General features: G+C 70.9%; 19 protein-coding genes and 1 pseudogene. 14 read left to right on the top strand and 6 right to left on the bottom strand.

Translation table 11 applies throughout. The annotated features are described in order from the left end of the window. Nucleotides 1-7: 7 nt before the first annotated feature. On the bottom strand, nucleotides 8-823 hold the full coding sequence (pyrF, locus tag ACOOHE_RS09915; RefSeq protein ID WP_420453923.1) for an orotidine-5'-phosphate decarboxylase: 816 nt from the start codon (nucleotides 821-823) through the stop codon (nucleotides 8-10). 162 nt (nucleotides 824-985) lie between these two features. On the opposite strand from pyrF, the gene ACOOHE_RS09910 reads away from it, so the two are divergent. From ACOOHE_RS09910 to ACOOHE_RS09845, 14 genes are all read left to right on the top strand, one after another. Further along, nucleotides 986-3025, top strand: coding sequence for an acyl-CoA dehydrogenase family protein (locus ACOOHE_RS09910; RefSeq protein WP_420453922.1), 2040 nt, complete (start codon nucleotides 986-988; stop codon nucleotides 3023-3025). Nucleotides 3026-3117: 92 nt separating this feature from the next. Beyond that, nucleotides 3118-3957: a toll/interleukin-1 receptor domain-containing protein gene (locus ACOOHE_RS09905; protein WP_420453921.1), complete on the top strand. Its 840-nt coding sequence runs from the start codon at nucleotides 3118-3120 to the stop codon at nucleotides 3955-3957. Nucleotides 3958-3965: 8 nt separating this feature from the next. Next, entirely contained in the window at nucleotides 3966-5393 is a 1428-nt protein-coding gene (locus ACOOHE_RS09900; RefSeq protein ID WP_420453920.1) for a hypothetical protein, read from the top strand. Nucleotides 5394-5468: 75 nt separating this feature from the next. Next, entirely contained in the window at nucleotides 5469-6707 is a 1239-nt protein-coding gene (locus ACOOHE_RS09895; protein ID WP_420453919.1) for a M16 family metallopeptidase, read from the top strand. A 108-nt stretch (nucleotides 6708-6815) separates the two neighbouring features. Next, complete coding sequence (locus ACOOHE_RS09890; protein WP_420453918.1) at nucleotides 6816-7772, top strand: NAD-dependent epimerase/dehydratase family protein; 957 nt, start codon at nucleotides 6816-6818, stop codon at nucleotides 7770-7772. Between the two features lie 223 nt (nucleotides 7773-7995). Further along, the gene (locus ACOOHE_RS09885) at nucleotides 7996-8763 is read left to right on the top strand and encodes a segregation and condensation protein A (RefSeq protein WP_420453917.1); all 768 of its coding nucleotides are present in this window, start codon (nucleotides 7996-7998) and stop codon (nucleotides 8761-8763) included. Nucleotides 8764-8765: 2 nt separating this feature from the next. After that, nucleotides 8766-9404: an SMC-Scp complex subunit ScpB gene (gene scpB / locus ACOOHE_RS09880; RefSeq protein WP_420453916.1), complete on the top strand. Its 639-nt coding sequence runs from the start codon at nucleotides 8766-8768 to the stop codon at nucleotides 9402-9404. Beyond that, entirely contained in the window at nucleotides 9385-10227 is an 843-nt protein-coding gene (locus tag ACOOHE_RS09875) for a pseudouridine synthase (protein ID WP_420453915.1), read from the top strand. Before scpB ends, ACOOHE_RS09875 begins: the two co-directional genes overlap by 20 nt. Before the next feature lie 82 nt (nucleotides 10228-10309). After that, the gene (locus tag ACOOHE_RS09870; RefSeq protein WP_420453914.1) at nucleotides 10310-12907 is read left to right on the top strand and encodes an IMP dehydrogenase; all 2598 of its coding nucleotides are present in this window, start codon (nucleotides 10310-10312) and stop codon (nucleotides 12905-12907) included. Then, nucleotides 12904-13971 (top strand): aminopeptidase P family protein, encoded by a 1068-nt coding sequence (locus tag ACOOHE_RS09865; RefSeq protein ID WP_420453913.1) that lies wholly within the window; start codon nucleotides 12904-12906, stop codon nucleotides 13969-13971. Before ACOOHE_RS09870 ends, ACOOHE_RS09865 begins: the two co-directional genes overlap by 4 nt. Next, nucleotides 13971-15029, top strand: coding sequence for a glycosyltransferase family 4 protein (locus tag ACOOHE_RS09860; protein WP_420453912.1), 1059 nt, complete (start codon nucleotides 13971-13973; stop codon nucleotides 15027-15029). The genes ACOOHE_RS09865 and ACOOHE_RS09860 overlap by 1 nt, the downstream gene beginning before the upstream one ends. Next, a complete protein-coding gene (locus ACOOHE_RS09855; protein WP_420453911.1) occupies nucleotides 15026-15892 on the top strand; it encodes a glycosyltransferase in 867 nt (288 codons plus the stop codon). Before ACOOHE_RS09860 ends, ACOOHE_RS09855 begins: the two co-directional genes overlap by 4 nt. Then, nucleotides 15885-16268, top strand: a complete 384-nt coding sequence (locus tag ACOOHE_RS09850) for an ATP-binding protein (protein WP_420453910.1) — start codon at nucleotides 15885-15887, stop codon at nucleotides 16266-16268. The genes ACOOHE_RS09855 and ACOOHE_RS09850 overlap by 8 nt, the downstream gene beginning before the upstream one ends. Then, the gene (locus tag ACOOHE_RS09845; RefSeq protein WP_420453909.1) at nucleotides 16265-17578 is read left to right on the top strand and encodes a hypothetical protein; all 1314 of its coding nucleotides are present in this window, start codon (nucleotides 16265-16267) and stop codon (nucleotides 17576-17578) included. The genes ACOOHE_RS09850 and ACOOHE_RS09845 overlap by 4 nt, the downstream gene beginning before the upstream one ends. Before the next feature lie 39 nt (nucleotides 17579-17617). On the opposite strand, the pseudogene miaA reads toward ACOOHE_RS09845, so the two are convergent. The 5 genes and pseudogenes from miaA to ACOOHE_RS09820 all read right to left on the bottom strand — a co-directional run. Beyond that, nucleotides 17618-18439: pseudogene (gene miaA, locus ACOOHE_RS09840) on the bottom strand (tRNA (adenosine(37)-N6)-dimethylallyltransferase MiaA); the annotation flags it as partial. Then, entirely contained in the window at nucleotides 18436-19467 is a 1032-nt protein-coding gene (locus ACOOHE_RS09835) for a ThiF family adenylyltransferase (RefSeq protein WP_420453908.1), read from the bottom strand. The gene ACOOHE_RS09835 and the pseudogene miaA, both read right to left, overlap by 4 nt. 32 nt (nucleotides 19468-19499) lie before the next feature. Beyond that, nucleotides 19500-21032, bottom strand: coding sequence for a phytoene desaturase family protein (locus ACOOHE_RS09830; protein ID WP_420453907.1), 1533 nt, complete (start codon nucleotides 21030-21032; stop codon nucleotides 19500-19502). After that, nucleotides 21033-21974 (bottom strand): tyrosine-type recombinase/integrase, encoded by a 942-nt coding sequence (locus ACOOHE_RS09825; RefSeq protein ID WP_420453906.1) that lies wholly within the window; start codon nucleotides 21972-21974, stop codon nucleotides 21033-21035. 152 nt (nucleotides 21975-22126) lie between these two features. Next, the gene (locus tag ACOOHE_RS09820; protein WP_420453905.1) at nucleotides 22127-23215 is read right to left on the bottom strand and encodes an ABC transporter ATP-binding protein; all 1089 of its coding nucleotides are present in this window, start codon (nucleotides 23213-23215) and stop codon (nucleotides 22127-22129) included.

The raw sequence follows: 23215 nt of genomic DNA, 5'->3' as shown, positions 1-23215 counted from the left end.
GAACCGGCTACCGGCGCAGCGTCTCCGCCAGCCGCTCGGCCGCCTCGCCCGCCGCGCGGGCGTAGTCGGGCCCGGCCGAAGCGTAGAGGATCGACCGGCTCGCGTTGACGAGCAGCGGCCCGCCCGCGTTCGCCGCCAGCACCTCGCCCACGGACCCGCCCTGGGCGCCGACGCCGGGGACCAGGAACGGGACGTCGGGGTGCGCCTCCCGCAAGTCCTCCAGCAGCGCCGGCCGCGTCGCCCCGACGACGAACCCGACGTCGCCCGCGCGTTCCGCGCCGACCTCGGCCGCCAGGTCGGCGACGCGACGGTAGAGCGGGCGGCCGTCCACGTCGAGGTGCTGGAGGTCGGCCGCGCCGGGGTTCGACGTAGCCACCAGGACGAACGCGCAGCGCCCGGCGTGCTCGACGAACGGCGCGATGCTGTCGGCCCCCATGTAGGGGGCGACGGTCGCCGCGTCGCCGCCGAGCCGGTCGTAGAGGGCGGCGGCGTAGCGCCGGCCCGTGTTGCCGATGTCGCCGCGCTTGCCGTCCAAGACCAACAGACGGCCCGTCTCGCGGACGGCCTCGCAGACGACCTCCAAGAGAGCCCAGCCGTCGGGGAGCGCCTCGAAGAAGGCGAGGTTGGGCTTGAAGGCCGCGGCCATCGGGCTCGTGGACTCCGCTATTGCAACACAAAACTCGATGACCCCCTCGGGCCCGGAGAGAGAGGGGGGCATCCGGTCCGGGTCCGGGTCGAGCCCGACGCACAGCGGCGCGCCCGTGGCGGCGATGGCGTCGGCCAGGCGAACGGAAAAGGGGGCGAGCGCGTTGGAGTCGGGCATCTCGGAAACTCGCCCCGCCTTCGCACGTGGGGCAACCGGCTCCGCCCGGCCACGGCCTACCTTGAACGCCTCAGAAAAGCGCTTCCGACGTCGGCACCGCTCGCGGTGACCTCCGACAGCCCTCCGTCTTCGCCGCCCCCCTTTCTTCCTCCACGCATCCCCATGTCCGTTCTCTCCTCCATGAAGGGCGTCTCCGCCCGCGACCAGCAGATGATCCGCGAGGCCGAGACCATGCTCGGCCCCGAGCCCGACGAGATGGGGTTCATCAAGAACCTGTTCTGGGGCCGGGTCCGCGAGGAGCTCGTGTTCCCGTACCCCGAGGTCTCGCCCGAGGAGACGGCCAAGACCGACGCGCTCGTCGCCGAGCTCGAGGCCTACCTCGACACCGAGCACCCGCGCGTGATGATCGACCAGGAGCAGGTGATCCCCGACTACGTGGTCCAGCGCCTGTTCGACATGGGCGTGATGGGGATGACGGTCCCGGAGGCGTACGGCGGGCTCGGGCTCAGCGTCGCCAGCTACAACCGCGTGCTCGAGGCCATCGGCCGGCGGTGCGGGTCGACGGCCGTCATGGTCTCGGCCCACCAGTCGATCGGGTGCAAGGCGCTGATGCTGTTCGGCACGGACGACCAGAAGGACCGGTTCCTCCCGATGGTGGCGCGCGAGAAGCTGTCGGGCTTCTGCCTCTCGGAGCCCCAGGTCGGCTCGGACGCGGCCGGCCAGGAGACGTCGTGCGAGTGGAATGAGGAGGACCAGGTCTACATCCTCAAGGGGGAGAAAAAGTGGATCACCTCGGGCGCCATCTCGGGCCTGCTCACGGTGATGGCCAACCAGCAGGTGACGGACCCGAAGACGGGCAAGGTCAAGAAGGGCGTCTCGGCGTTGATCGTGACGCCGGACATGGAGGGCGTCACGTTCTTCCAGAAGAACCGGGCGAAGGCCGGGATCCGGGGGACGTGGCAGGCGCGGATCCGGTTCGAGAACGTCCGGGTGCCGCGTGAGAACCTGCTGCACCGCGAGGGCCAGGGGCTCAAGGTGGCCCTGACGTGCCTCAACTACGGGCGGTGCACGCTGAGCGCGGGCGTGACCGGCGCGGCCAAGCGGGCCGCCGAGCAGGCGACGAAGTGGGTCGCCACGCGGTACCAGTTCCAGCGCCCGCTCGCCGACTTCGAGCTGGTCCAGAAGCGGGTCGCCGAGATGCACGCCTTCTGCTTCGCGATGGACGCGATGCTCTACGCCGTCTGCGGGATGCTCGACCGGCACGACCGCGACATCATGGTCGAGACGGCCGCCTGCAAGTACTTCTGCTCCGAGGAGGGCTGGAACGTGATCGACTCGGCCATGCAGGTCATGGGCGGCGAGGGCTACGTGACCGAGAACGAGTTCGAGCGGTTGTGGCGCGACAACCGGATCCACCGGATCGTCGAGGGCTCGAACGAGGTGATGCAGTCGTTCATCTTCGCCTACGGCGGCAAGCAGCTCGCCGAGTACATGCTGGGCGTGCTCAACACGGTCCAGTGGTCGGACGACGAGACGGTCGGCGAGAACACCGCCCGCATCTTGGGCGGCGCTTTCAAGCCGGCGACGGTCAAGGCCGGGTTGCCGCTGGCGACCGAGATCTTCCTGGGCAAGAAGGTCGCGGCGCCCGAGGTCACGCGCGTCCACCCGTCGCTGCGGTCGTTCGCCGAGCGGCTGGCAAGCCACGTCCAAACGCACACGCGCGAGTTCAAGCTGGCCTCGAAGCGGATGGAGGAGAAGATCGTGACGGCCCAGGTGGTCCAGGCGCGGCTGGCCGACAACGCGGTCCTGATGTTCGCGTGGTCGTGCGTGTTGTCGAAGCTCGACCAGCAGCTCGCCCGGGGCGCGAAGGGGCCGAAGTGGGACCGCGACAAGCTCGCCGGCCTCCACTTCATGCACCTCGCCCACGAGCGGATCGTGGCCAACGTCCGCGAGCTCTCGACCAACTCGGACGAGTCGATGCGGCGCGCGGCCGAGGCCGCCCTCGCCTGGGTCGACACGCTGCCGAACGAGGACTTCTACATCCACGAGTCGTCGCCCATCGCAGAGGGGACGGGCCATCCGGTCCAGGAGGCCTACATCAAGCAGTTCCCCGAGGAGGGGGAGCCCTACACGCCCCGCCCGGACAACGCGGCCTCGGCGGGGGACGGCGCCGCGACGGCAGCCCAGCCCGCCGGCGTCTAGTCCGTGCCCGCCGCGGATCCCGCGCTGGGGCGCCGGGGCGGGGGACCGCCCCGGCGCCGTAGTTTCGGCCGGACCCGATGCCCGGCCGCCGGATGAACGTCTTCATCAGCTACCGCCGCGACGACAGCGAGAGCGTCGTCCACCGGCTCCACGAGCGGCTGTGCGACGAGCTCGACCCGGAGGCCGTCTTCCTCGACACGAAAGGGGGCATCCGGGGCGGCGACGAGTGGTTCCACAAGATCCGCGAGCGCCTCTACCAAGCGGACGTCCTGCTCGCCGTCATCGGCCGGCACTGGCTCTCCAGCGAGAACGCGGCTCGTCTCGCGGACCCCGGCGACGTCCTGCGTCAGGAGCTAGAGATCGCGCTCGGGCGCGGGATCCTGCTCGTCCCGGTCCTGGTCGATGGCGCTCGGATGCCCGGCCGCGACGTCCTCCCCGACGGGTTGGACCGCCTGGCCGGGAAGCAGTACGTCGAGCTGAGCAACCGGAAGTTCGACCGCGACATCGACGACGTGCTCGACCTGGTGCGTCCGGAGTTCGGCCTCGACCCGGGCGGCGACGAGCCGCCGTGGACTCCTCGCTCCGAGCCGAGGGAGCCCGCTACGGCACCGGCGATGCCGCTCGGCGAGGTGCTCCCGGGGATGTGGTCGCAGCAGGTGACGTACCTGAACGGCATGACGGCCCAGGCCACGGCGCAGTTCTTCCCCAACGGAACGTTCAGCGTCCAGGGCACGTCGTTTCGCGGGCCGTTCGCCATCCGGGGCCAGTGGTCGGTCGACGCCTTCGACCAACTCTGGATGACGGGCCAGACGCAGACCGGATTCCAGGTCACTCCGTTCTCGACCGTGAGCCAGTTTTCCCACATTTCCCCGACCGCCCTCTCCGGGTCGCTCTCCACTGGAGAACGCCTCGAGTGGCGCCGTCCGGGCTGACGCCTCCCATGCGGCACTCCCTCTCAGTCCTCGCGTGCCTCCTCACCGTCTCGGTGGCGGCGCAGCCGGACCTCGGCGTGACCGAGTTCGACAACTCGGGCGCGGCCGAGGCCCAGGAGCCGTTTTTGCGGGGGCTCTTGCTGCTCCACTCGTTCGAGTACGACGACGCCCGGGAGGCTTTCCAGGAGGCACGCCGCCTCGACCCCGAGTTCGCGATGGCCGCCTGGGGCGAGGCCATGACGCACAACCACCCGATCTGGCAACGCCAGGACCGCGCCGCCGCCCGCGCCGCCCTCGACGGCGTGTCGGTCGACGGGCTGACGTCGCGCGAGGCGGCCTACCTCGCCACACTCGGCGTGCTCTTCGGGGAAGGCGACAAGGAGGCGCGCGACGACCGCTATGCCCAAGCGATGGGCCGGCTCGCCGAGACCTACCCCGACGACCTCGACGCCCGGGCGTTCTACGCGCTCGCCCTCTTGGGGACGGCGCACGAGGGCCGCGACTTCACGACCTACATGCGCGCCGCGGCCGTCGCCGAGGAGGTGTTCGACGAGAACCCGCGCCACCCCGGCGCGGCCCACTACCTCATCCACGCCTACGACGACCCGGTCCACGCGCCGCTCGGGCTCCGTCCGGCCCGGGTGTACGCCACCGTCGCGCCGGCCGCGAGCCACGCGCTCCACATGCCGAGCCACATTTACCTCGCCCTCGGGCTGTGGGACGACGTGGCCACCATGAACGAGCGGAGCTTCGACGCGGCCAAGGCCGGGACCGACCGGCGGAACCAGCCGCTCAACGGCCACGGCTGGCACGCGCTCTGGTGGTGGCACTACGCGGCCACCCAGCTCGGCGACGCCGCGCTGGCGAGAGAGCTCTACGACCGCGCCGTCGCGGAGGCCGGCGAGTCGCCGTCGGTCACCGCCAAGGCCCACGTCGCCCGGATCCGTGCCCAGCAGGCGCTTGGGGCCGGCGACGCCGACGTGATGGCCGCCTACCAAGCGGCTCACCCGGAGTTCATCTACGACGTCTACGTCGCTGGCCTCCACGCGACGGCTCGTGGGACGCCCGAGGCCGGCCGGGCGGCGCTCGCTTCCGTGGTCTCGTTCGCCGACGATGAGGCCCAGTGGTCGGATCAGGCCGCCGCCCTCCAGGTCGAGGCCTCGCTTCGCCGGGCCGAGGGCGACGACGAGACCGCGCTCGCGCTGCTCCGCCAGGCCGCTGAGATCGAGGAGGCCGCCCCGCTCACGTTCGGCCCGCCGTCCCCGACCATCCCCTCGCACGAGATGCTCGGGCTGACGCTCCTCGACCTCGGCCGCCCGGCCGAGGCGGCGGCGGCGTTCGAGGCCGGACTCGCTCGCGCGCCCAACCGCCGGCAGTCGGTCGAGGGGCTGGCGCGGGCGCGCGCGGCGGGCGCGACCTCCGCTGGCGGCGAGTAAACAGCGCGAATCCCGGGGGAGGGAGGAACGGGACTCGCGCTCCGGGATATCGGCGGGCCCACCTCCGCCAGGCCTTTGACCCCGTCGTTCGACCGCACCGAGCTGCCCTCCGGCGTCCGCGTCCTCACCGAGACCATCCCGTCCGTCGGCTCCGTCGCCGTCGGGGCGTGGGTGGACGCCGGGAGCCGCGACGAGACGCCCGCCGAGGGCGGCATCACGCACTTTATCGAGCACATGGTGTTCAAGGGAACTCGGCGCCGGCGCGGGTACCTCATCAACCAGCGGATGGAGTCGGTCGGCGGCTACCTCAACGCGTTCACGTCGAAGGAGCACACGTGCTTCTACGCCCGCGGCCTGAGCGAGCACCTCGGCCGGGGGCTCGAGACCGTCCTCGACCTGGTGACCCAGCCGACGCTGCCGCCGCGCGAGATCGAGAAGGAGAAGGACGTCGTGGTCGAGGAGATCAAGATGTACGAGGACGCGCCCGAGGACCACGTCTTCGACCACTACGAGGCCGCGCTCTACCCGGACCACCCGCTCGGCCGGCCCGTCATCGGGACGCCCGAGTCGGTCCGGTCGTTCAGCCAGGAGGACCTGGCGCGCTACATCACCCAGCACTACGTGCCCGACCGGCTGGTCGTGGCCGTGGCCGGCAACGTCCGCCACGACGACGTCGTCCGGCAAACCGAGCGGCTGCTCGCCGACTTCGAGCGGGGCCCGAACCCGACGCAGCGCCGCCCCTCGACGGCCTACCAACCGGTCGACGTCGCGGTCGAGCGGCCGATCCAGCAGGCCCACCTCGTCTTGGGCACGCGCGCGTTCGGCGCCCGGGACGAGCGGCGGACCACGCTGTCCGTCCTCAACACGATCCTGGGCGGGGGGATGTCCTCGCGGCTCAACCAGAACATCCGCGAGAAGCACGGGTGGTGCTACTCGGTCTACTCGTTCGTCAACGTCCAGACGGACTCGGGCGACCTCGGCGTCTACATCGGGACGGACGCCAGCCGCGTGGACCGGTCCCGCGCGCTGATCGAGCGCGAGCTGGCGAAGCTGGCCGAGACGGCCGTGAGCGACCGGATGCTGATGCGGGCCAAGCACCAGCTCAAGGGCTCGATCATCCTGGGCCTGGAGAGCACGTCGAACCGGATGCAGCGGCTGGGCCGCGTCGAGCTCGTCTACGGCCGCCTGACGACGATCGACGAGGTGGTCGAGGAGATCGACGCCGTGACGGCCGAGGGCGTCCGCGAGCTGGCCGCCGAGCTGTTCGCCCCGGGCCGGCTGAGCTCGGCCGCGCTGTTGCCGGAGGATCGGTAAGCCGGTAGCGCGCACCCGGTGGGCCAGCCCGTTGCGATCTTGGCGACCGGCGCGCGGCCTCGCCTCCGCGTCTGACCCACCGACCCACTGACTCACCGACCCACCGACATGCCGTTCCGATTCGCCGACCGCCCCGTCCTCGTCACCGGCGGGGCCGGGTTCATCGGCTCCCACGTCGCCGACCGCCTGCTCGAGGAGGGCTGCCAGGTCCACGTCCTGGACGACCTGTCGGGCGGCGTGCGCGAGAACGTGCCCGAGGGCGCCGTCTTCCACGAGGTCGACGTCCGGTCGGACGCCGTGGCCGATCTGTTCCAAGAGCACCGCTTCGAGGCGCTGTGCCACCTGGCCGCCCAGATGGACGTCCGTCGGTCCGTCGCCGACCCCCAGTTCGACGCCGAGGTCAACGTGCTCGGCCTGCTCAACCTGCTGGAGGCCGGGCGCCAGCACGGGCTCGAAAAGGTGGCCTTCGCCTCGACGGGCGGCGCCATCTACGGCGAGCCCGACCCGTCGGTCAACGGGGGGGTCTCGCAGCCGGAGAGCCACCCGACGCTGCCGATGTCGCCGTACGGGATCACCAAGCTGGTCAGCGAGCACTACCTCCGGTTCTACAACGACACGTATGGGATCGAGGCCGCCGCGCTCCGGTTCGGCAACGTCTACGGGCCGCGCCAGAACCCGCACGGCGAGGCCGGCGTGGTCGCCATCTTCGCCCAGCGGCTCCTCCGCGGCGAGCCCATCACGATCAACGGCGAGGGGACGCAGACGCGCGACTACGTGTTCGTCGGCGACGTCGTCCGTGCGTTTGTGGCCGCGCTGGGGCGCCAAGGCTCGGGCATCTTCAACGTCGGGACGGGGATCGAGACGGACGTGAACGAGCTGTTCCGCCACATCAACCGCTTCACGGGCGCCGGCGCCGAGGAGCGGCACGGGCCGGCCAAGCCCGGCGAGCAGCAGCGGAGCGTCTTGGACATCTCACGGACGTCCGAGGTGCTGGACTGGCGGCCCGAGGTCGACGTCGCGCGCGGGCTCGAGGAGACCGTCGAGTGGTTCAAGGAGCGGGAGTAGAGCGAGGCCTCAGGCTCGGGACCCCCCGTCCAGCCGCCCATCGCTCTGCTCAGGGGCGGCCGGACTGTCCCCCTTGAAGGGGGACAGCTTTCCGAGCTGGGAGCGCAGCGACCTGCCGGGAAGCGGGGGGTCCGGGTGCGGCACGCGCTCGTCTGGGAGGCGACCACGTTCGGCGCGCGACGCTCGGCCGGGCGCCGTAGCTTCTGCAAAGCCGTCCCCCCAGATGCACCGCGTCCAGCTCGACCAGTTCGAGGGCCCGCTCGACCTCCTGCTCTTCTTTATCCGGCGGGACGAGATCGACGTCCACGACATCCCCATCGCCCGGATCGCCGACGAGTACCTGGAGGCCGTCCGCGTGCTGGAGCACGTCGACCTCGACGCCGCGGCCGACTTTATCTACACGGCCGCGCTGCTCATTCAGATCAAGGCGCGGATGCTCATGCCGCGGCCCGAGCTGGACGACGAGGGCGAGCCCATCGACCCGCGGAAGGAGCTGGTTGAGCGGCTGATCGAGTACGTCCGCTACAAGGAGGCGGCGGGCGCGATGGCCGGCCGGTTCGAGGCGAGACAGCGGTTGCGCACCCGCGGTCAGGCCGCCGACGAGCGGGACCGCCTCGCGCCTCCGGCCGACGTGACCTACCGGGCGACCGTCTTCGACCTGGTGAAAGCGCTCGGCAGCGCGCTCGACCGCGCGGCGGCCCAGGCCGAGGTCGTCCGCCACCAGGTCGAGCGGGAGGCGTTCGCGCTCGACGTCCAGCGGGCGTGGCTGCTGGAGCGCTTGCGCGCGGGCGGCGCGTCGTTCCAGGCCTTGGTGGCCCGGCGGAGCAAGCCGTTCGTCATCGTCACGTTCCTGGCCGTGCTGGACCTGGCCCAGCGCCAGGCCATCCGACTCGTGTTCGGGCTGGACGCGGAGGACTTCGCCGTCGAGCTCGCCCAGGGCGCGGCCTCCGCCGACGACCTCGACGCCGAGCCCCTCACCGCCGCCGCCTGACGATGGAGCCGCGCTACACCTCCGACACGCTCGACCAGGCCGTCGAGGCCCTCGTGTTCGCCAGCGACGTCCCGCTCCGGCCCGACGACGTGGCCCGGGCCTACGGCGAGGTGACGGGCGTCGAGGTGGAGCCGGGCGAGGTCGAGCGCGCCGTCGGGCGGCTCAACGGCGCGTACCGGCAGGGCGGGCGGGCGTTCCGGATCCAGCGGTGGGCCGGCGGGCTCCGGATGGCGACGGTCGAGGAGGTCCACCCGTTCGTCCGGGCCCTGTTCGAGCAGGACCAAGCGCGGCGGCTGTCGCGGTCGCTCTTGGAGACGTTGGCCGTTATTGCATACAAACAACCCGTCACCCGCCCCGAGGTCGACCACGTCCGCGGCGTCAACTCGGACTACGCGCTCCGCCAGCTTTTGGAGCGCGACTTCGTGGCCATCTCCGGGCGGGGGGAGGGCGTCGGCCGGCCGCTCTTGTACGCCACGACCGACCGGTTCCTCGACCAGTTCGGCCTCGACGGGCTCGGCGACCTCCCGACCCCGCGCGAGATCGACGAGATCCTGGCCGACCCGGCCTTCAACCGCGAGCGGGCGTCGCTGCTCGCCGAGCTCGCCACCCCCCCCACGACCGATGTCGAAGCGGACGCCTAAGAACGACTCCGTCCGCCGGCGCCACCAGGCCGAGCGGCGGCAGCGCCAGGCCGACGCCCCGGCGTCGGCCCCGCGACCGGAGCCCGAGGGTCCGGTCCGGCTCAACAAGTTCCTCGCCCGCGCCGGCGTCGCCTCCCGCCGCGAGGCCGACGCGATCATCGCGGCCGGCCGCGTCACGGTCAATGGGGCCGTCACGACCGAGATGGGGGTCAAGGTGTCACCCGACGACCAGGTGACCGTCGACGGCCAGCCCGTCCAGCCGACGGACCTCGCCTACATCCTGCTCAACAAGCCGCTCGACACGCTCACGACCGTCACCGACGACCGCGGCCGGAAAACCGTCCTCGACCTGGTCTCGATCCCGAACCGGCTCAAGTCGGCGCTCTTCCCGGTCGGCCGGCTCGACAAGGACACGACGGGCGCGCTCCTGCTCACGACCGACGGCGAGCTGGCGCACCGGCTGATGCACCCGAGCCACGGGGCCAAAAAGCTCTACCTCGTCGAGGTCGACCAGCCGCTGACGGACTCGGACCTCGACCGGCTCCGCACCGGCGTCGACCTGGACGACGGGCCCGCGCGCGCCGACCACGCCGCGTTCGTCGACGACGACCGGCGGCGATTCGGGCTCCAACTCCACGAGGGCCGCAACCGCCAGGTCCGCCGGATGGCCGAGGCCATCGGTCGGCGCGTCGTCGCGCTCGACCGGGTCGGCTACGCCGGCCTCGATTTGTCCGACCTCCGCCGGGGCCGCTGGCGCCGCCTGGAGCCGCACGAGGTCAACGCGCTCCGCCGTTCGGTCAAGCTCAAACCCGTCGTGTTCTAGCAGAGGGATACGGGATAGGGGATACGACATGCGCAGGCGTTTTCCCCCTCATCCCTCCGTCCCGCATCCCTCCATCCCTCCCATGCAAAAGATCGCCTACGAAGGCCTGACCTACGACGACGTGCTCCTCGTGCCGGCGCGGAGCGGCGTGATGCCGCGCGAGGTGAACCCGGCCACCCGGCTGACGCGGACCCTGTCGCTCGCCATCCCGCTCGTCTCGGCCGCGATGGACACCGTCACCGAGGCCGACCTCGCGATCGCGATGGCCCGCGAGGGCGGCGTCGGCGTGCTCCATAAGAACATGCCGGCCGAGCTCCAGGCGCGCGAGGCCCGCCGCGTCAAGCGGAGCGAGTCCGGGATGATCCTGGACCCCGTCGTGCTCCGCCCCGAGGACACCGTCGGCGACGCGCGCGGGCGGATGGCGCGCTACTCCATCGGCGGGATCCCCATCGTCGACGGCGACCGGCGGCTCGTCGGCATCGTGACGAACCGGGACTTGCGGTTCCAGCCGGACAACGAGGTCGTGCTCCGCGACATCATGACGACGGAGGGCCTGGTCACGGCGCCCGTCGGCACGACGCTCGACCTGGCCGAGGCCATCCTGCAGGAGCACAAGATCGAGAAGCTGCCCGTGACCGACGAGGACGGGTTCCTCAAGGGCCTCATCACGTTCAAGGACATCCAGAAAAAGAAGAAGCACCCGCACGCGGCCAAGGACGAGTTCGGCCGGTTGTTGGTCGGCGCCGCCGTCGGCGTCACGCCCGACACGCCGGATCGGGTCTCGGCGCTCGCCGAGGCCGGGACGGACTTCGTCGTCGTCGACACGGCGCACGGCCACTCCGAGGGCGTCCTGCGGATGGTCGAACGGATCAAGTCGGACTTCGACGGGCTCGACGTGATCGCCGGGAATGTGGCCACGCCGGAAGGGACCGAGGACCTGATCCTGGCCGGCGCCGACGCCGTCAAGGTCGGCATCGGTCCGGGCTGCTTCGCGGCCGGCACGCGCGTGCTGATGGCCGACGCGACCTACAAGAACATCGAGGACGTGCAGGCTGGGGACCGGGTACTCAACATGGACGGCCGGCCGGTGACGGTCGTCCGGGCGTGGTGCACGGGCGTCCGGGAGGTGATCGCCGTCCGGCACACGGGCGGGCTCCGCGAGACCGTCGTCACGCCGGACCATCGCTACTTCGTGGGCGACCTCGACACGGTCGCTCGGGCGACAGTGACCTCGCGGGGCTACGCGGGGGCGCTGGCCGCGCCGACGCGACGGGGCACCTCGAAGCTGCGCTGGAAGGAGGTCGGCGAGCCGGGCCGCCACACGTTCTTGTTCCCCCGGCGGCTCGCGTTCGAGCTCCCGGAGACGTTCTCCATCGACCTCCGCGACTTCGCCGTGCGGACGGAGCGGCAGCTCGACCGATACCACACGACGGTCGCGCCCGGCTACGATCTCGGCTTCGTGTTCGGCCTGTTCTTGGGCGACGGGCACGCCTTCATCGCCCCGAACCGGAACTCGGAGGTGGGCCGAGTCTCGTGGTATCTCAACGCCAGAGACGGCGCGCTCGCGGACGAGGTGGCCGACCGCGTCGAAGCCGTGACGGGCGTCCGTCCATCGGTCGAGGTCCGGGGGAGCGTGTGTCACGTCCACCTGTACTCGCTCCAGTGGGCGCGGCTGCTGGCCCTGTTCGGGAAGCGCGACGAGAAGCACCTGCCCTCCCGGTTCCTGTGCCTCGACCGGGCGTACCTGCGCGGGCTGTTCGACGGGCTCGTCGCCAGCGATGGGCACGTCGCGGCGGACGGGCGGATCGGGTTCCGCAACACGTCGCCGCGGCTGGCCGAGCTGTTCAACGTCCTGTGCGCGCTCGTCGAGGGGAGCGTCCCGAACTCCCGCCGCGAGGCGCCGACCGCTGGGGCACTCGCTGGTGTCCGCGACCAAGACTGCCTGCCGTCGTACGTCTCGCGCCTCAACGTGTCGCACGAGAAGCGCCACCTGGATCGGTTCCAGGTCGTGAAGTCGCTCGGTTGGCGGCCCCTCGGCGTGGCCGTGCCCGTGTACGACATCGAGGTCGATTGCCCGACCCACAGCTTCATCGCCGACAACGCGGTCGTCCACAACTCGATCTGTACCACGCGCGTCGTGGCCGGCGTCGGCGTGCCCCAGCTCACGGCCATCCTGCGGTGCGCCGAGGCCGCCCGCCGCTACGACGTCCCGCTCATCGCCGACGGCGGGATCAAGCAAACCGGCGACATCCCCAAGGCCCTCGCGGCCGGCGCCTCGACGGTCATGATCGGTGGCCTGTTCGCGGGCGTGGACGAGAGCCCGGGCGACACCGTCCTGTACGAGGGCCGCCGCTACAAGAACTACCGCGGGATGGGCTCGCTCGGCGCGATGGAGGCGGGGTCCAAGGACCGCTACTTCCAGGACGCCGAGGACGACCTCAAGAAGCTGGTCCCCGAGGGCATCGAGGGGCGCGTGCCGTACAAGGGGTACCTGTCCGAGATCACCTACCAGATGGTCGGCGGCCTCCGCGCGGCGATGGGGTACTGCGGCTGCGCGACGGTCCCGGAGTTGCAGGAGCGGGCCCAGTTCGTCCGCATCACGGGCGCGGGCCTGAAGGAGAGCCACCCCCACGACGTCACGATCACCCAGGAGTCGCCGAACTACTCGACGCGCTCGTGAGCGGCCGCCTCGACACGCTCCGCCGACTCGCGGCGGCCGAGGACGCCGACGCCGTCGTGGTCTCACATCCGCCGGACCTGCGGTGGGCCGTTGGGTTCACGGGCTCGAACGGGCTGCTGCTGGTCACCGAGCGGGCGGCCCACTTCGTGACCGACGGCCGGTACACGTCCCAGGCCCGCGCCGAGGTCTCGGGCGCCGAGGTGTCCATCGCCGACGGGGCGCTGGCGGCGTGGGCCGGCGAGCACGACCTGCTCACCGGCGCGCGCCGGGCCGTCGTCCAGGCCGAGCACGTGACGATGGCCGCGTTCGACAGCTTGCGCGAGGCCTTCCCCGACACCGAGTTCGTCCCCGCGAAGGACCTGCTGTCCCAAGCCGTCGCGTCCAAGACCGAGGCCGAGGTCGAGGCCGTCCGCCGGGCGCAGGCGCTGACGTGCGAGGTGTTCGCGGAGGTTCTGCCGATGATCGGGCCGGGCGTCACGGAGCAGGCGCTCGCGGCCGAGATCGTCTACCAGCACCTCCGGCGCGGCGCTTCGGCGATGGCGTTCGAGCCGATCGTCGCCGCCGGCCCGCGCGGGGCGCTCCCCCACGCACGGCCGTCGTCGCGCGCGCTGGCGCCGGGCGACCTGGTCGTGATCGACATGGGGGGCGTGCTCGACGGGTTCTGCTCCGACCTGACGCGGACGGTCGCGCTCGGCGACCCGGGCGAGGTGGCCGTCGCCGCCTACGAGACCGTCCGCCGGGCCCAGCGGGCGGCCATCGACGCGGCGCACGCGGGGATGACCGGCCGCGCCCTCGACGCGGTCGCCCGCGACGTGATCGCGGCCGACGGGCTCGGCGAGTACTTCTCACACAGCCTGGGCCACGGCGTCGGGATCGAGGTCCACGAGTGGCCCCGGCTGTCGCAGCAGGTCGAGCACGAGGTGCCCGCCGGGGCGACGGTCACCATCGAGCCCGGCGTCTACCTCCCCGAGCGGTTCGGCGTCCGGATCGAGGACGTGGTCGTCGTGCGCGACGACGGCTGCGAGAACCTGACCCCGCTCCCGACGGACCTGCTGAGGCTCTAGTGCGGATCCTGTTCGTGCTCCCCGCGCCGGTCCGCATCCCGATGGGTGGGGCGGCGGTCGTGTACCGCCACGCGGGCGAGCTCGCCGCCCGGGGACACCGGGTGACGGTCGCGGCGCCGCAGCGGGGGGACGGGGTCCGGGGCCTCGCCATGCGCGCGGCGGTCCGCGTGAGGGACGCGGTCCACGGCGTGCCCGACCGGCCGCTGCTCGGGGCCGAGGGCGTCCAGACGGTCGAGCCCCCGAGCTGGCGGGCGCTCTCGGCCGGCGCCTACGATGCCGTTATTGCAACCGGGCACCAAACCGCCCCCTGGGTCGCGGCCCTCGTGGGGGACCGGAGCGCCGTCGGGTTCTACTTCCTCCAGCACGACGAGCGCCACCTCGACCCCCGCGCCGCCGGCACGTGGGCGCTCCCGCTCGTCCGCGTCGCCGTCTCCGGGTGGGTCGCGGCCACCGTCCGGGCCGAGGGCTGGGCCGTCGCAGGCGTCGTCCCGAACGCCGTCGATCCAGTCGACTTCGCGGTGGACGCGCCGATCTCGGGCCGCTCCGAGCGGGTCGTGGCGCTGTACCACCGGCTGCCGTCGAAGGGCCCCGACGTGCTGGTCGAGGCGCTCGACCGGCTCCGCGAGCAGCGCCCGGCCGTCGAGGCCACCGTCGTGTCGGCCCGGCCGCCGAGCCACCGCCTGCCGTCGTGGGTCGAGGTCGTCGTCCGGCCGCCCCAGGGGAGGCTCCGGGAGATCTACAACGGCGCGGCCGTCTGCCTCCACACGAGCCGCACCGAGGGGTGGGGCCTGGTCCCGATGGAGGCGGCGGCCTGCGGCTGCGCCGTCGTGGCGACCGCCAGCGGCGGGCCGTCCGAGTTCCTCACGCCGGGCCGGTCGCTCGTCGAGGTCCCCGTCGGCGACGCCGGGGCGTTGGCGGCCGAGGCGGCGGCCCTGCTCGAAGACGACCGCCGCCGCGTCGCGCTGGCCGAGGCCGGAATTGCCGACGTGGCCCGGTTCTCATGGGACCGCTCGACGGACGCTCTCGAGCAGATCCTCCTCGACCACGCGCGCCGATGACGTCGGTCGTGGTCCCGGTCTACAACGGCGCGTCGGTCCTGCCTACGACCGTCCCGGCTGTCCTTGGCCTCGTCGGCGTCGACGAAGTCGTGTGGGTCAACGACGGGTCGACGGACGGCACGGCGGACGTGCTCCGCCAGGTCGTCGCCGGACATGAGAGGGCGTCGGTCGTGACGTTCGCGGAGAACCGGGGCCGGGCGGCCGCGCGGAACGCGGGGGCCGAGGCCACGACCGGGCCCGTCGTCGTGTTCTTCGACGCGGACGTGGAGCCGCCGTCGCCCGCCGCCCGGTCTCTGGCGGACGCGGCGACGGCCGCCGGGTGCGTTGCCGCCGTGGCCCGCCTCGACCACGTCGCGACGGACCCGGCCGAGCCGTTCCAGGACTACGTTGCCCGGCACGCGCGCGGCCCGTCCCCCAGCCGGGCGCCGGGGGACCGGCTCGACTGGCGGTTCTTCTTGTCCGGCGCCTGCGCCGTGCGCCGCGACGCGCTCCTGGCGGCGGGCGGGTTTCCGGAGGACGTCGCGTACGGCGAGGACGTCGCACTCGCGTGCCGGCTGGCGTCCGAGCACCCCAACGGCCTGCGGCTGGCCGACGCCACGGTCCGGCTCCACGACTTGGGCGATCTCGAACGGGCGCTCCGGAACGCCGCCGCGTTCGGCGTGGCCGCGGCCCGGTTCGGCGAGGACTGCCCGAGCGGGGCGCTCGACCGGTTCCGGCGCGCCGGCGTCGTAGGACCGCTGGCGTCGGTCGCCGCGCCGGCTCTCCGGGCCGTCGTCGGCGCGCTCGGCCCCGGCCCCGTCCGCCGGCGCGCCGTGCGGTACCTTCTCGCGTCCACCGCCCTGCGCGCCGCCCGCCGTGCCTGAGTACCTCCGTCCTCGGCGCCTCTCGACCGTCGGCGAGGTCTGCGACGCGGCCGTCTCGCTCGTGACCGACGCCGGGTGGTCCGAGGCCGACGTCACCCGGGTGGCCTTGGTGCTCGGGGAGGCCGTCTCGAACTCGGTCGAGCACGGCGCCGGCGACGAGGTCGCCCTCCGGCTCGACCTCGTCGGCGACGCCCTCCACGTCCGCGTCGCCGACGACGGGCCCGGCCCCGACGCCGCTCGGCTCGACCGGGCGCACCTGCCCGACGACCCGCTTTCCACAGAGGGCCGGGGCCTGTTCATCCTCCGCCGCTTGGCCGACGCCGTCGAGGCCGACTCGTCCGGTGCCCTGCGATTGACGATCCGGGCCCGTCCGTGAGGCGACGCTGGGGGCCGCTCGCCGTCGGCGCCGCGCTGGTCCTCGGGATGGCGTGGACGGCCCGGACGCCCGACGCCGGGACGGGCTGGCGGCTCGCCTTCGTCGGGCTCCACCTCGCCGGGTTCACGACGCTCGTGGCGTACCTCCGGCGCGCGTCGGTCACCGTGCGCCAGTTGCTCGTCACCGCCGTCGTCTTGCGGCTCCTGGCGCTGCCCATGCTGCCGACCCTCTCGGACGACGGCTACCGCTACCTGTGGGACGGGCTGATCGCGGCCGAGGCCGACGTCTCGCCCTACGCGCTCCGCCCCTCGGCGCCCGAGCTCGCGCCCTGGCACGGCGAGGTCGTGTTCGAGCGGATGAACTCGCCGGACTACTACTCGGTGTACCCGCCGGCCTCTCAGGCCGTTTTCGGCCTCTCCGCAGCGCTGTACCGGCCGCTCGGGTGGCGTGCCGCGTGGTGGGCGTTGAAGGGGGTGCTGGTGGTGGCGGAGCTGGTCGGCGTCGTCGCGCTCGCTCGGTGGGCGGGCCCAACGCGGGCCGCGCTGTATGCGTGGAGCCCGCTGGCCGTCGTCGAGATCGCGGGGCAGGGCCACACCGAGGCACTCGTGATCGGGGGGCTCGGCCTGGTCCTGGGAGCCGGTTTCTGGCGACTCCCGTGGGCGTCCGTCGGCGCGACGGTCGCCGGGCTGGCCAAGCTGTACCCGCTGGCGTTGCTGCCGTCGGCCTGGCGCCGGGAGGGGAGGGCGGGCGTGGTCGCCTCGGCCGTGCTTGCCGGGTTGCTCGGGGTCGCCGTCTGGTCGCCGGACGCCGCAGCCCACGTGCGGGAGTCCCTCGGGCTGTTTTTCGGGACGTTCGACGAATACGCCGCGCCGTACCGGATCGCGAAGGCCGCGCTGTTTCCCCTCGTAGGGGAGAGCGCCGGACGAGTCGCCAGCGTGGGGCTCGGCGTGGTCTTCGCCGCCGCCGTCGGGCTCGCCCTGGCGTCGGACGACGGGACGCCGCGGTCGATGCGGCACGTGACGGCCGTGGTCGTCGTGGGATTCGCCCTCACGGCCACCACGCTGCACCCGTGGTACGGGCTGCCAGTTTTGTTTGCGATTCCGTTATTGCAATCTCAACCTATCTTTTGGATTGTCATCCTCTCAAGCGCGACCTACCTCGACTACGTCATGCCGGGGTCAGGCACGGTCGCGACGGTCGTCGGGTGGGGAGGAGGACTCGGGCTCTGGTGGATGGGCCGTCGGAGGGGCCGAGACTCCGTAGGGCCAGGGCGCCACGGCGTCGAGGAGCCGCTCGGGCGTCGTCTCTGACGCATCGAGCCAGAGGGCTTGGGAATACCGCCTGTACCACGTGAGCTGTCGCTTGGCGTACCGGCGCGAGTTCCGCTGGATCAACCGGACGCCTGCCTCGACGGTCCGCTCGCCAGCCAGAACGGGCAGAAGCTCTCGGTATCCAATCGTCGCTTCCAGTGTGGACCTAGACACGGGACCAAGGGAGGCGAGGTGGGCCACTTCGCTGAGGAGCCCCGCGTCCATCATTCGGAGGACGCGAGCGTCGATCCTGCGGTACAGGTCGTCCCTTGGCCGGGTCAAGACGGTCAGGATGGAGGGGACCGGTGGTAGTTTGCTCTCGTCCCAAAACGAGGACGGTCGCCGTCCCGTCTCGCGCCAGACGCCGACCCAGCGCACCAACCGATGCGTCTTGGTCGCGTCGACTGTCGCCGCCGCCTGGGGGTCCACCTCGGACAGCTCCTCGAACAGCCCGGCCGCTCCGCTCCGAGTCCTGGCCTCCGAGAGGAGCTCGGCCTCCAGGCCGGGCGACACGGACGGGACCTCAGCCAGCCCCTCGACGAGCGCGTGGACATAGAGGGTCGAGCCCCCCACGACGACGACGGGGCGGTTTCTGGAGTGTACGTCCGTTATGGCAATCTGCACACACTGCAAAAACTCGCCCGCTGAAAAACGAGCGCCCACGTCGAGCACGTCGAGGAGGTGGTAGGGGACCTGCGCCCGCTCCTCCTTGGTCGGTTTCGCGGTCCCAATCGAGAGCCCGCGGTACACCTGTCGGCTGTCGGCCGAGATGATCTCTGCCCCGACCTCCTGAGCGACCGCGTGCGCGAGCGACGACTTCCCGACGGCGGTCGGCCCCGCGATGACGAGGACGGGTGTCACCGGAGCGCGTTCCAGGCGTCCATGCCGCCCCGGAGCGACACGGCACGGAACCCGCGCTCACGGAGCCACTGGGCACCGCGAGCCGACCGGCCGCCCGACGCGCAGTACACGACAACCTCGCGGTCTCGCACGTCGTCGAGCTCGAAGGCGCGCACATCGAGTTGGCCGAGAGGGATCAGCCGGCCGCCGATGTGGTCGGCATGGTGTTCGGCGGCCTCGCGGACGTCGACCAAGACGGGAACGTCGGTGTCCATCCGTGCTCGGAGCTCGGGCGCGGTGATCTCGGTCGAGCCGTCGTCGGGCGACGTCTCTGCTGTCCGCCCCGTGCGGCAGGCCGGGCAACCCGGGTCCCGCTCGACGCCGATCTCTCGGAACTCCATCGCCAGCACGTCGACCAGCAAGAGGCGGCCCACGAGCGACGATCCGATCCCCAGGATCAGCTTGATGGCCTCGGCCGCCTGGATGGTGCCGAGAATCGACGGGACGACCCCCAGCACGCCCCCGTCTGCGCAGTTGGGGATCAGGTCCGGAGGCGGCGGATCGGGGAAGAGGCACCGGTAGCACGGCCCCGTTTCTGTCCCGAACACCGAGGCCTGACCCGAAAACTGGCTGATAGAGGCAAAGACGAGGGGGGTCCGAGTCCTCACGGAGGCGTCGTTGACCGCGTACCGAGTCCCGAACGTGTCCGACCCGTCCAGAACGAGGTCGTACGCCCCGATCAGGTCCCGTGCGTTGGTCGCCGTCAGCCGCTCCCCGTAGGCGTCGACGGCGACTGTGGGGTTGATCCGGAGCAACCGGTCTCGGGCCGCAGCGATCTTGGGTTTTCCAACATCATCCGTCGAGTACAACGTCTGCCGATGCAAGTTGGTTACATCAACATGATCGAACTCAACGATCCCAATCCGTCCAACGCCGGATGCAGCGAGATGATGCAACGCGGGAGCCCCGAGCCCGCCTGCGCCGACAACGAGCACGGACGCTTCGGCCAGCCGTTGCTGGCCCACGGCTCCGACCTCGTCGAGGGTCATCTGGCGCGCGTACCGGAGTGCGTCGTGGGGCGTCATCGCTTGGAATCAAGAAAATGGAGAACGACACGTGCGGCATTTCGGCCGGATGCACCCATGATGCCGCCCCCGGGGTGCATACTGGCTCCCGTCAGGAACAGGCCATCGACAGGTCCCCGGTAGTCACTGAGCGACATCGAGGGGCGTAGGCTGAACATCTGGTCGATGGTCATCTCGAGGTGCATCACGTTCCCCCGGAACAGCCCGAGCTCTCGCTCGAGCCACAACGGGTGCTGGAACAACTGTCCGACGACGGAGGCCTTCGTGCCTGGAGCGTAGGGCTCAAACGTGTCCAAGATCCGGTCGGCCACCTCGTCTCCAATGTCGTCCCACGACCGTCCCCCGCTCATCTCGTATGGGAAATATTGAGCCCAGAGCCAGAGCACTTCACCTCCCGGGGGAGCCAGCGTGTCGTCGACCGCAGAGAAGCTCATCCCAACAATCGGCGGGTCCGCAGCCGGACGGCCCTTGAGGTAGTCCGCGTAGGCATCGTGGATCTGCTGGCGGTCGCGGCAGACGAGTTGGAGCGCGGTCCGGGACTCGATTCCGGGGGCCGCGGCGTACTCGAGCGGCTTGTCGAGCGCCAGCCTCAAAATGGCTCCGAAGCCGTTTCCTACGCGCATCGAGTCAGTTTCGGGGGGGCGGTACTCCGAAGGGAGGAGCTTGTCGAGCGTCTCCAGGATGTGCGTCCCGGACAAGACGGCCCGGGCCGTGATGACCTCTCCACCGGTCTCGACCCCTACGACTCGGCTGCCGCGGACCACTACGCGGTCGACGGGAGAGGACGTCAGCACGTCGCCACCGTGGGCTCGGATCATCGCCGCGAGCGCCTTCGTGAGCCCTCCGGAGCCACCACGAGGGCGAGCCACACCGCTCTCGTGGTAGAGGGGGTGCCACAGCAGGAAAGGGGCGCTCAGCGTCTCGGTAGGAGGGGGGCCACTCTGGGCCGCCATCCAGACCAGAGGCGTCTTGACCTTCTCTTCCGAAAAGAATTGGTCGACGACCTCTCCATATGGCCGCATGATGACTGAGAGAGCGCTCTGCCAGTCGACGTCTGCGGACGAACCGAACACGAACTTTTTTCCGAGCTCAAAAGGGCTTGGGGAGGAGAGGAACACGTCGCGGACCGTTTTAGAAAACGGCGCCCATGTGTCGACAAAGGTGCGGTACCGCTCGCCTTCACCCGGAAACTGCCGGTCGAGCCCTTCACACGTCTGGTCGACATCTCGGTAGATGAAGACGGACGTCTGATCCTCGTACGGGGCGAAGAACAAGGGGTCTAGTTCGAGGTACTCCAGGCCGTAGTCGTAGAGGCTAAGCTCGTCGATGATCGGAGTGAGACGGATCAAGATGTGGGCGGACCCTCCGAGGTCGAACTGGTAGCCCGGCACGTGTTCGACCGTCGATACGGCTCCGCCTACCACCGAGCGTCGCTCGAAAACGCCCACGCGGTAGCCAGCCTTGGCTGCGTACGCGGCTGAGATGAGCGCGTTGTGCCCTGCGCCTACAACGATAAGATCGTAGTCCATCTAGAGGTCAATAAAGTCCGCTGCGCTGTTCGCGAGTCGGTCTCGTTGGTGAACGTATCGCATCGTTGTCTCGATGTTTTTGTGTCGCGCGTGCGTCTGGACCTGCTGCAACGAGGCGCCGCCTTCGATCGCCAGCGTGCAGCCCGTGTGGCGCAGCGTGTGGGCCCCGACCCGCTCCGAGACCTCGGCGGCTTGGCCAAGCTTTCGGACGATCTTGTAGATGGAAGATCCCGATAATCGGCGCCCCGCCGACTGATTCGTCGAGAACGACCGCCAGATAGGTCCTGAGCTGTATCCCTGTTCAGCGATGAAATTGGACACGGTTCGGGCAACCCGGTCTGGTACTTTTACGATCTGGTTGGCGCCCCCTTTGGCCTGGCGGATCGTCAGCACCGTGTGCTCGCCCGAGCGGCCCAGGTCCTCGACGTTCATCGCCGACGCTTCGGAACGCCGCAGCACACAGTGCAGGAGGGTCGATACGAGCGCGTAGTCGCGGGGCCCCGTCTCTCGCGAGAGGTCGATCTTGTCCAGCATCGTGGCGGCTTGCTCTCGGGTGAGCACCGTCACCAGCTGCTCGCTCGCTGGAGACTTGCGGACCTTCCGAACAAGGTGTCGGTCGGCTGGGTTAAGATCGAGGAACCCTAGCGCCGTGAGCCACGCAAAGAAACCCCGCAGCGATGCAAGAAAGCGGCGCTGGGTGGCCGGGCTCTTGCCGTCGGCTTGGAGGCGGGCGAGTGCTTCGTTGACGTCTGAGAACGTAACGGACGACGCCAGCTCGAGCGTGACCGTAGGCGTGCCGAAAAACGTCTCGATGTCCCGTGCGTAGGCGCGCCTCGTGTTCGGGCGGTCGAACCGGAGCAGGTAGAGCGGGACGAGGTCGGACTGGGCCGTGAAAGCACGGCTGAGCTTGGGGATGGGAGTGGCGACATCGAGGTTGGGCATGGCGGGTCTGGAGACCGGTTCGATAATAAGGGTTATCGGGAGTGGTGTCCAGTCCGGCATGGCACGAGACCGTTTGGGCGTCTCCCCCCGGCGGCCCTTCCTGCGATCAGGCGGGTTGGTCGGCCACGCAGTCCGCGACTGGCGGGCTCGGGCTACGCACGGAGAGCGACCCCGGTCTCGGCGTCGAAGAGGTGGACCTTGTCGAGGTCCACCCGGAGCCCGGCCGTCTCGCCGTCGGGCGCCAGCGGCTGCGGCTCGACCCTCGCGGTGAGCCGCGTCGCGTCGTCGACCCGGCAGTAGACGACGATCTCGTTCCCCATCGGCTCCTGGACCTCGACCGTCGCCCGGACCGGGTCGGACAGCCGCTTCGTCGCCGGGGCCTTGTCGACCGTGTACAGGTTCTCGGGCCGGACGCCCAGCGTGACCGGTCCTTGAATCTCGGGGCCGTTCCTCAGTTCGAGTCCGAAGCCCCCCTCGGTTGAGGTAAACGTATTTCCAATAACGGAGCCAGGCACGAAGTTCATCGCCGGGCTCCCGATGAACCCGGCCACGAACGTGTTCGCCGGCCGGTCGTAGAGCTCGAGCGGGGCCGCGACCTGCTGGACGTGCCCGTCGTGGAGCACGACGATCCGGTCTCCCATCGTCATCGCCTCGACCTGGTCGTGCGTCACGTAGACCATCGTCGCCCCGAGCTCGCGGTGGAGCTTCGAGATCTCGGTCCGGGTCTGGACCCGGAGCTTGGCGTCGAGGTTGCTCAGAGGCTCGTCGAACAGGAACACGGCGGGGTCCCGGACGATGGCCCGCCCGAGCGCGACCCGCTGGCGCTGGCCGCCCGAGAGCGCCTTCGGCTTCCGGTCGAGGACCGTCTCGAGCCCGAGCGTCCGGGCGGCGGCCTCGACCCGCTGGCGGATCTCGTCCTTGGGGAGCTTCCTCAGCTTGAGCCCGAACGCCATGTTGTCGAACACGTCCATGTGCGGGTACAGCGCGTAGTTCTGGAACACCATCGCGATGTCGCGGTCCTTCGGGGCCACGTCGTTGACGACCCGGTCGCCGATCTGGAGCGTGCCCGACGAGATCGACTCGAGCCCGGCGATCATCCGGAGCGTCGTGGACTTGCCGCAGCCGGAGGGCCCGACGAGCACGACGAACTCGCCGTCGTCGATGGAGAGCGTGACGTCGTGGACGGCCTCGTACCCGTTGTCGTAGACCTTCCGGAGACGTTCGAGTTCGACGCGGGCCAT

The sequence above is a fragment of the Rubrivirga sp. genome (assembly GCF_965213695.1).
Taxonomy (GTDB): Bacteria; Bacteroidota; Rhodothermia; order Rhodothermales; family Rubricoccaceae; genus Rubrivirga.
The sequence above is the reverse complement of the archived record's forward strand: the minus strand, read 5'-3'. Positions and strand labels throughout refer to the sequence as shown.

Excerpts from the sequence above, each read along its gene's own strand:
- pyrF (WP_420453923.1), bottom strand. The coding sequence starts at position 823 with ATGCCCGACTCCAACGCGCTCGCCCCCTTTTCCGTTCGCCTGGCCGAC.
- ACOOHE_RS09910 (WP_420453922.1), top strand. The coding sequence starts at position 986 with ATGTCCGTTCTCTCCTCCATGAAGGGCGTCTCCGCCCGCGACCAGCAG.
- ACOOHE_RS09905 (WP_420453921.1), top strand. The coding sequence starts at position 3,118 with ATGAACGTCTTCATCAGCTACCGCCGCGACGACAGCGAGAGCGTCGTC.
- ACOOHE_RS09900 (WP_420453920.1), top strand. The coding sequence starts at position 3,966 with ATGCGGCACTCCCTCTCAGTCCTCGCGTGCCTCCTCACCGTCTCGGTG.
- ACOOHE_RS09890 (WP_420453918.1), top strand. The coding sequence starts at position 6,816 with ATGCCGTTCCGATTCGCCGACCGCCCCGTCCTCGTCACCGGCGGGGCC.
- ACOOHE_RS09885 (WP_420453917.1), top strand. The coding sequence starts at position 7,996 with ATGCACCGCGTCCAGCTCGACCAGTTCGAGGGCCCGCTCGACCTCCTG.
- scpB (WP_420453916.1), top strand. The coding sequence starts at position 8,766 with ATGGAGCCGCGCTACACCTCCGACACGCTCGACCAGGCCGTCGAGGCC.
- ACOOHE_RS09875 (WP_420453915.1), top strand. The coding sequence starts at position 9,385 with ATGTCGAAGCGGACGCCTAAGAACGACTCCGTCCGCCGGCGCCACCAG.
- ACOOHE_RS09870 (WP_420453914.1), top strand. The coding sequence starts at position 10,310 with ATGCAAAAGATCGCCTACGAAGGCCTGACCTACGACGACGTGCTCCTC.
- ACOOHE_RS09855 (WP_420453911.1), top strand. The coding sequence starts at position 15,026 with ATGACGTCGGTCGTGGTCCCGGTCTACAACGGCGCGTCGGTCCTGCCT.
- ACOOHE_RS09835 (WP_420453908.1), bottom strand. The coding sequence starts at position 19,467 with ATGACCCTCGACGAGGTCGGAGCCGTGGGCCAGCAACGGCTGGCCGAA.
- ACOOHE_RS09830 (WP_420453907.1), bottom strand. The coding sequence starts at position 21,032 with ATGGACTACGATCTTATCGTTGTAGGCGCAGGGCACAACGCGCTCATC.
- ACOOHE_RS09825 (WP_420453906.1), bottom strand. The coding sequence starts at position 21,974 with ATGCCCAACCTCGATGTCGCCACTCCCATCCCCAAGCTCAGCCGTGCT.
- ACOOHE_RS09820 (WP_420453905.1), bottom strand. The coding sequence starts at position 23,215 with ATGGCCCGCGTCGAACTCGAACGTCTCCGGAAGGTCTACGACAACGGG.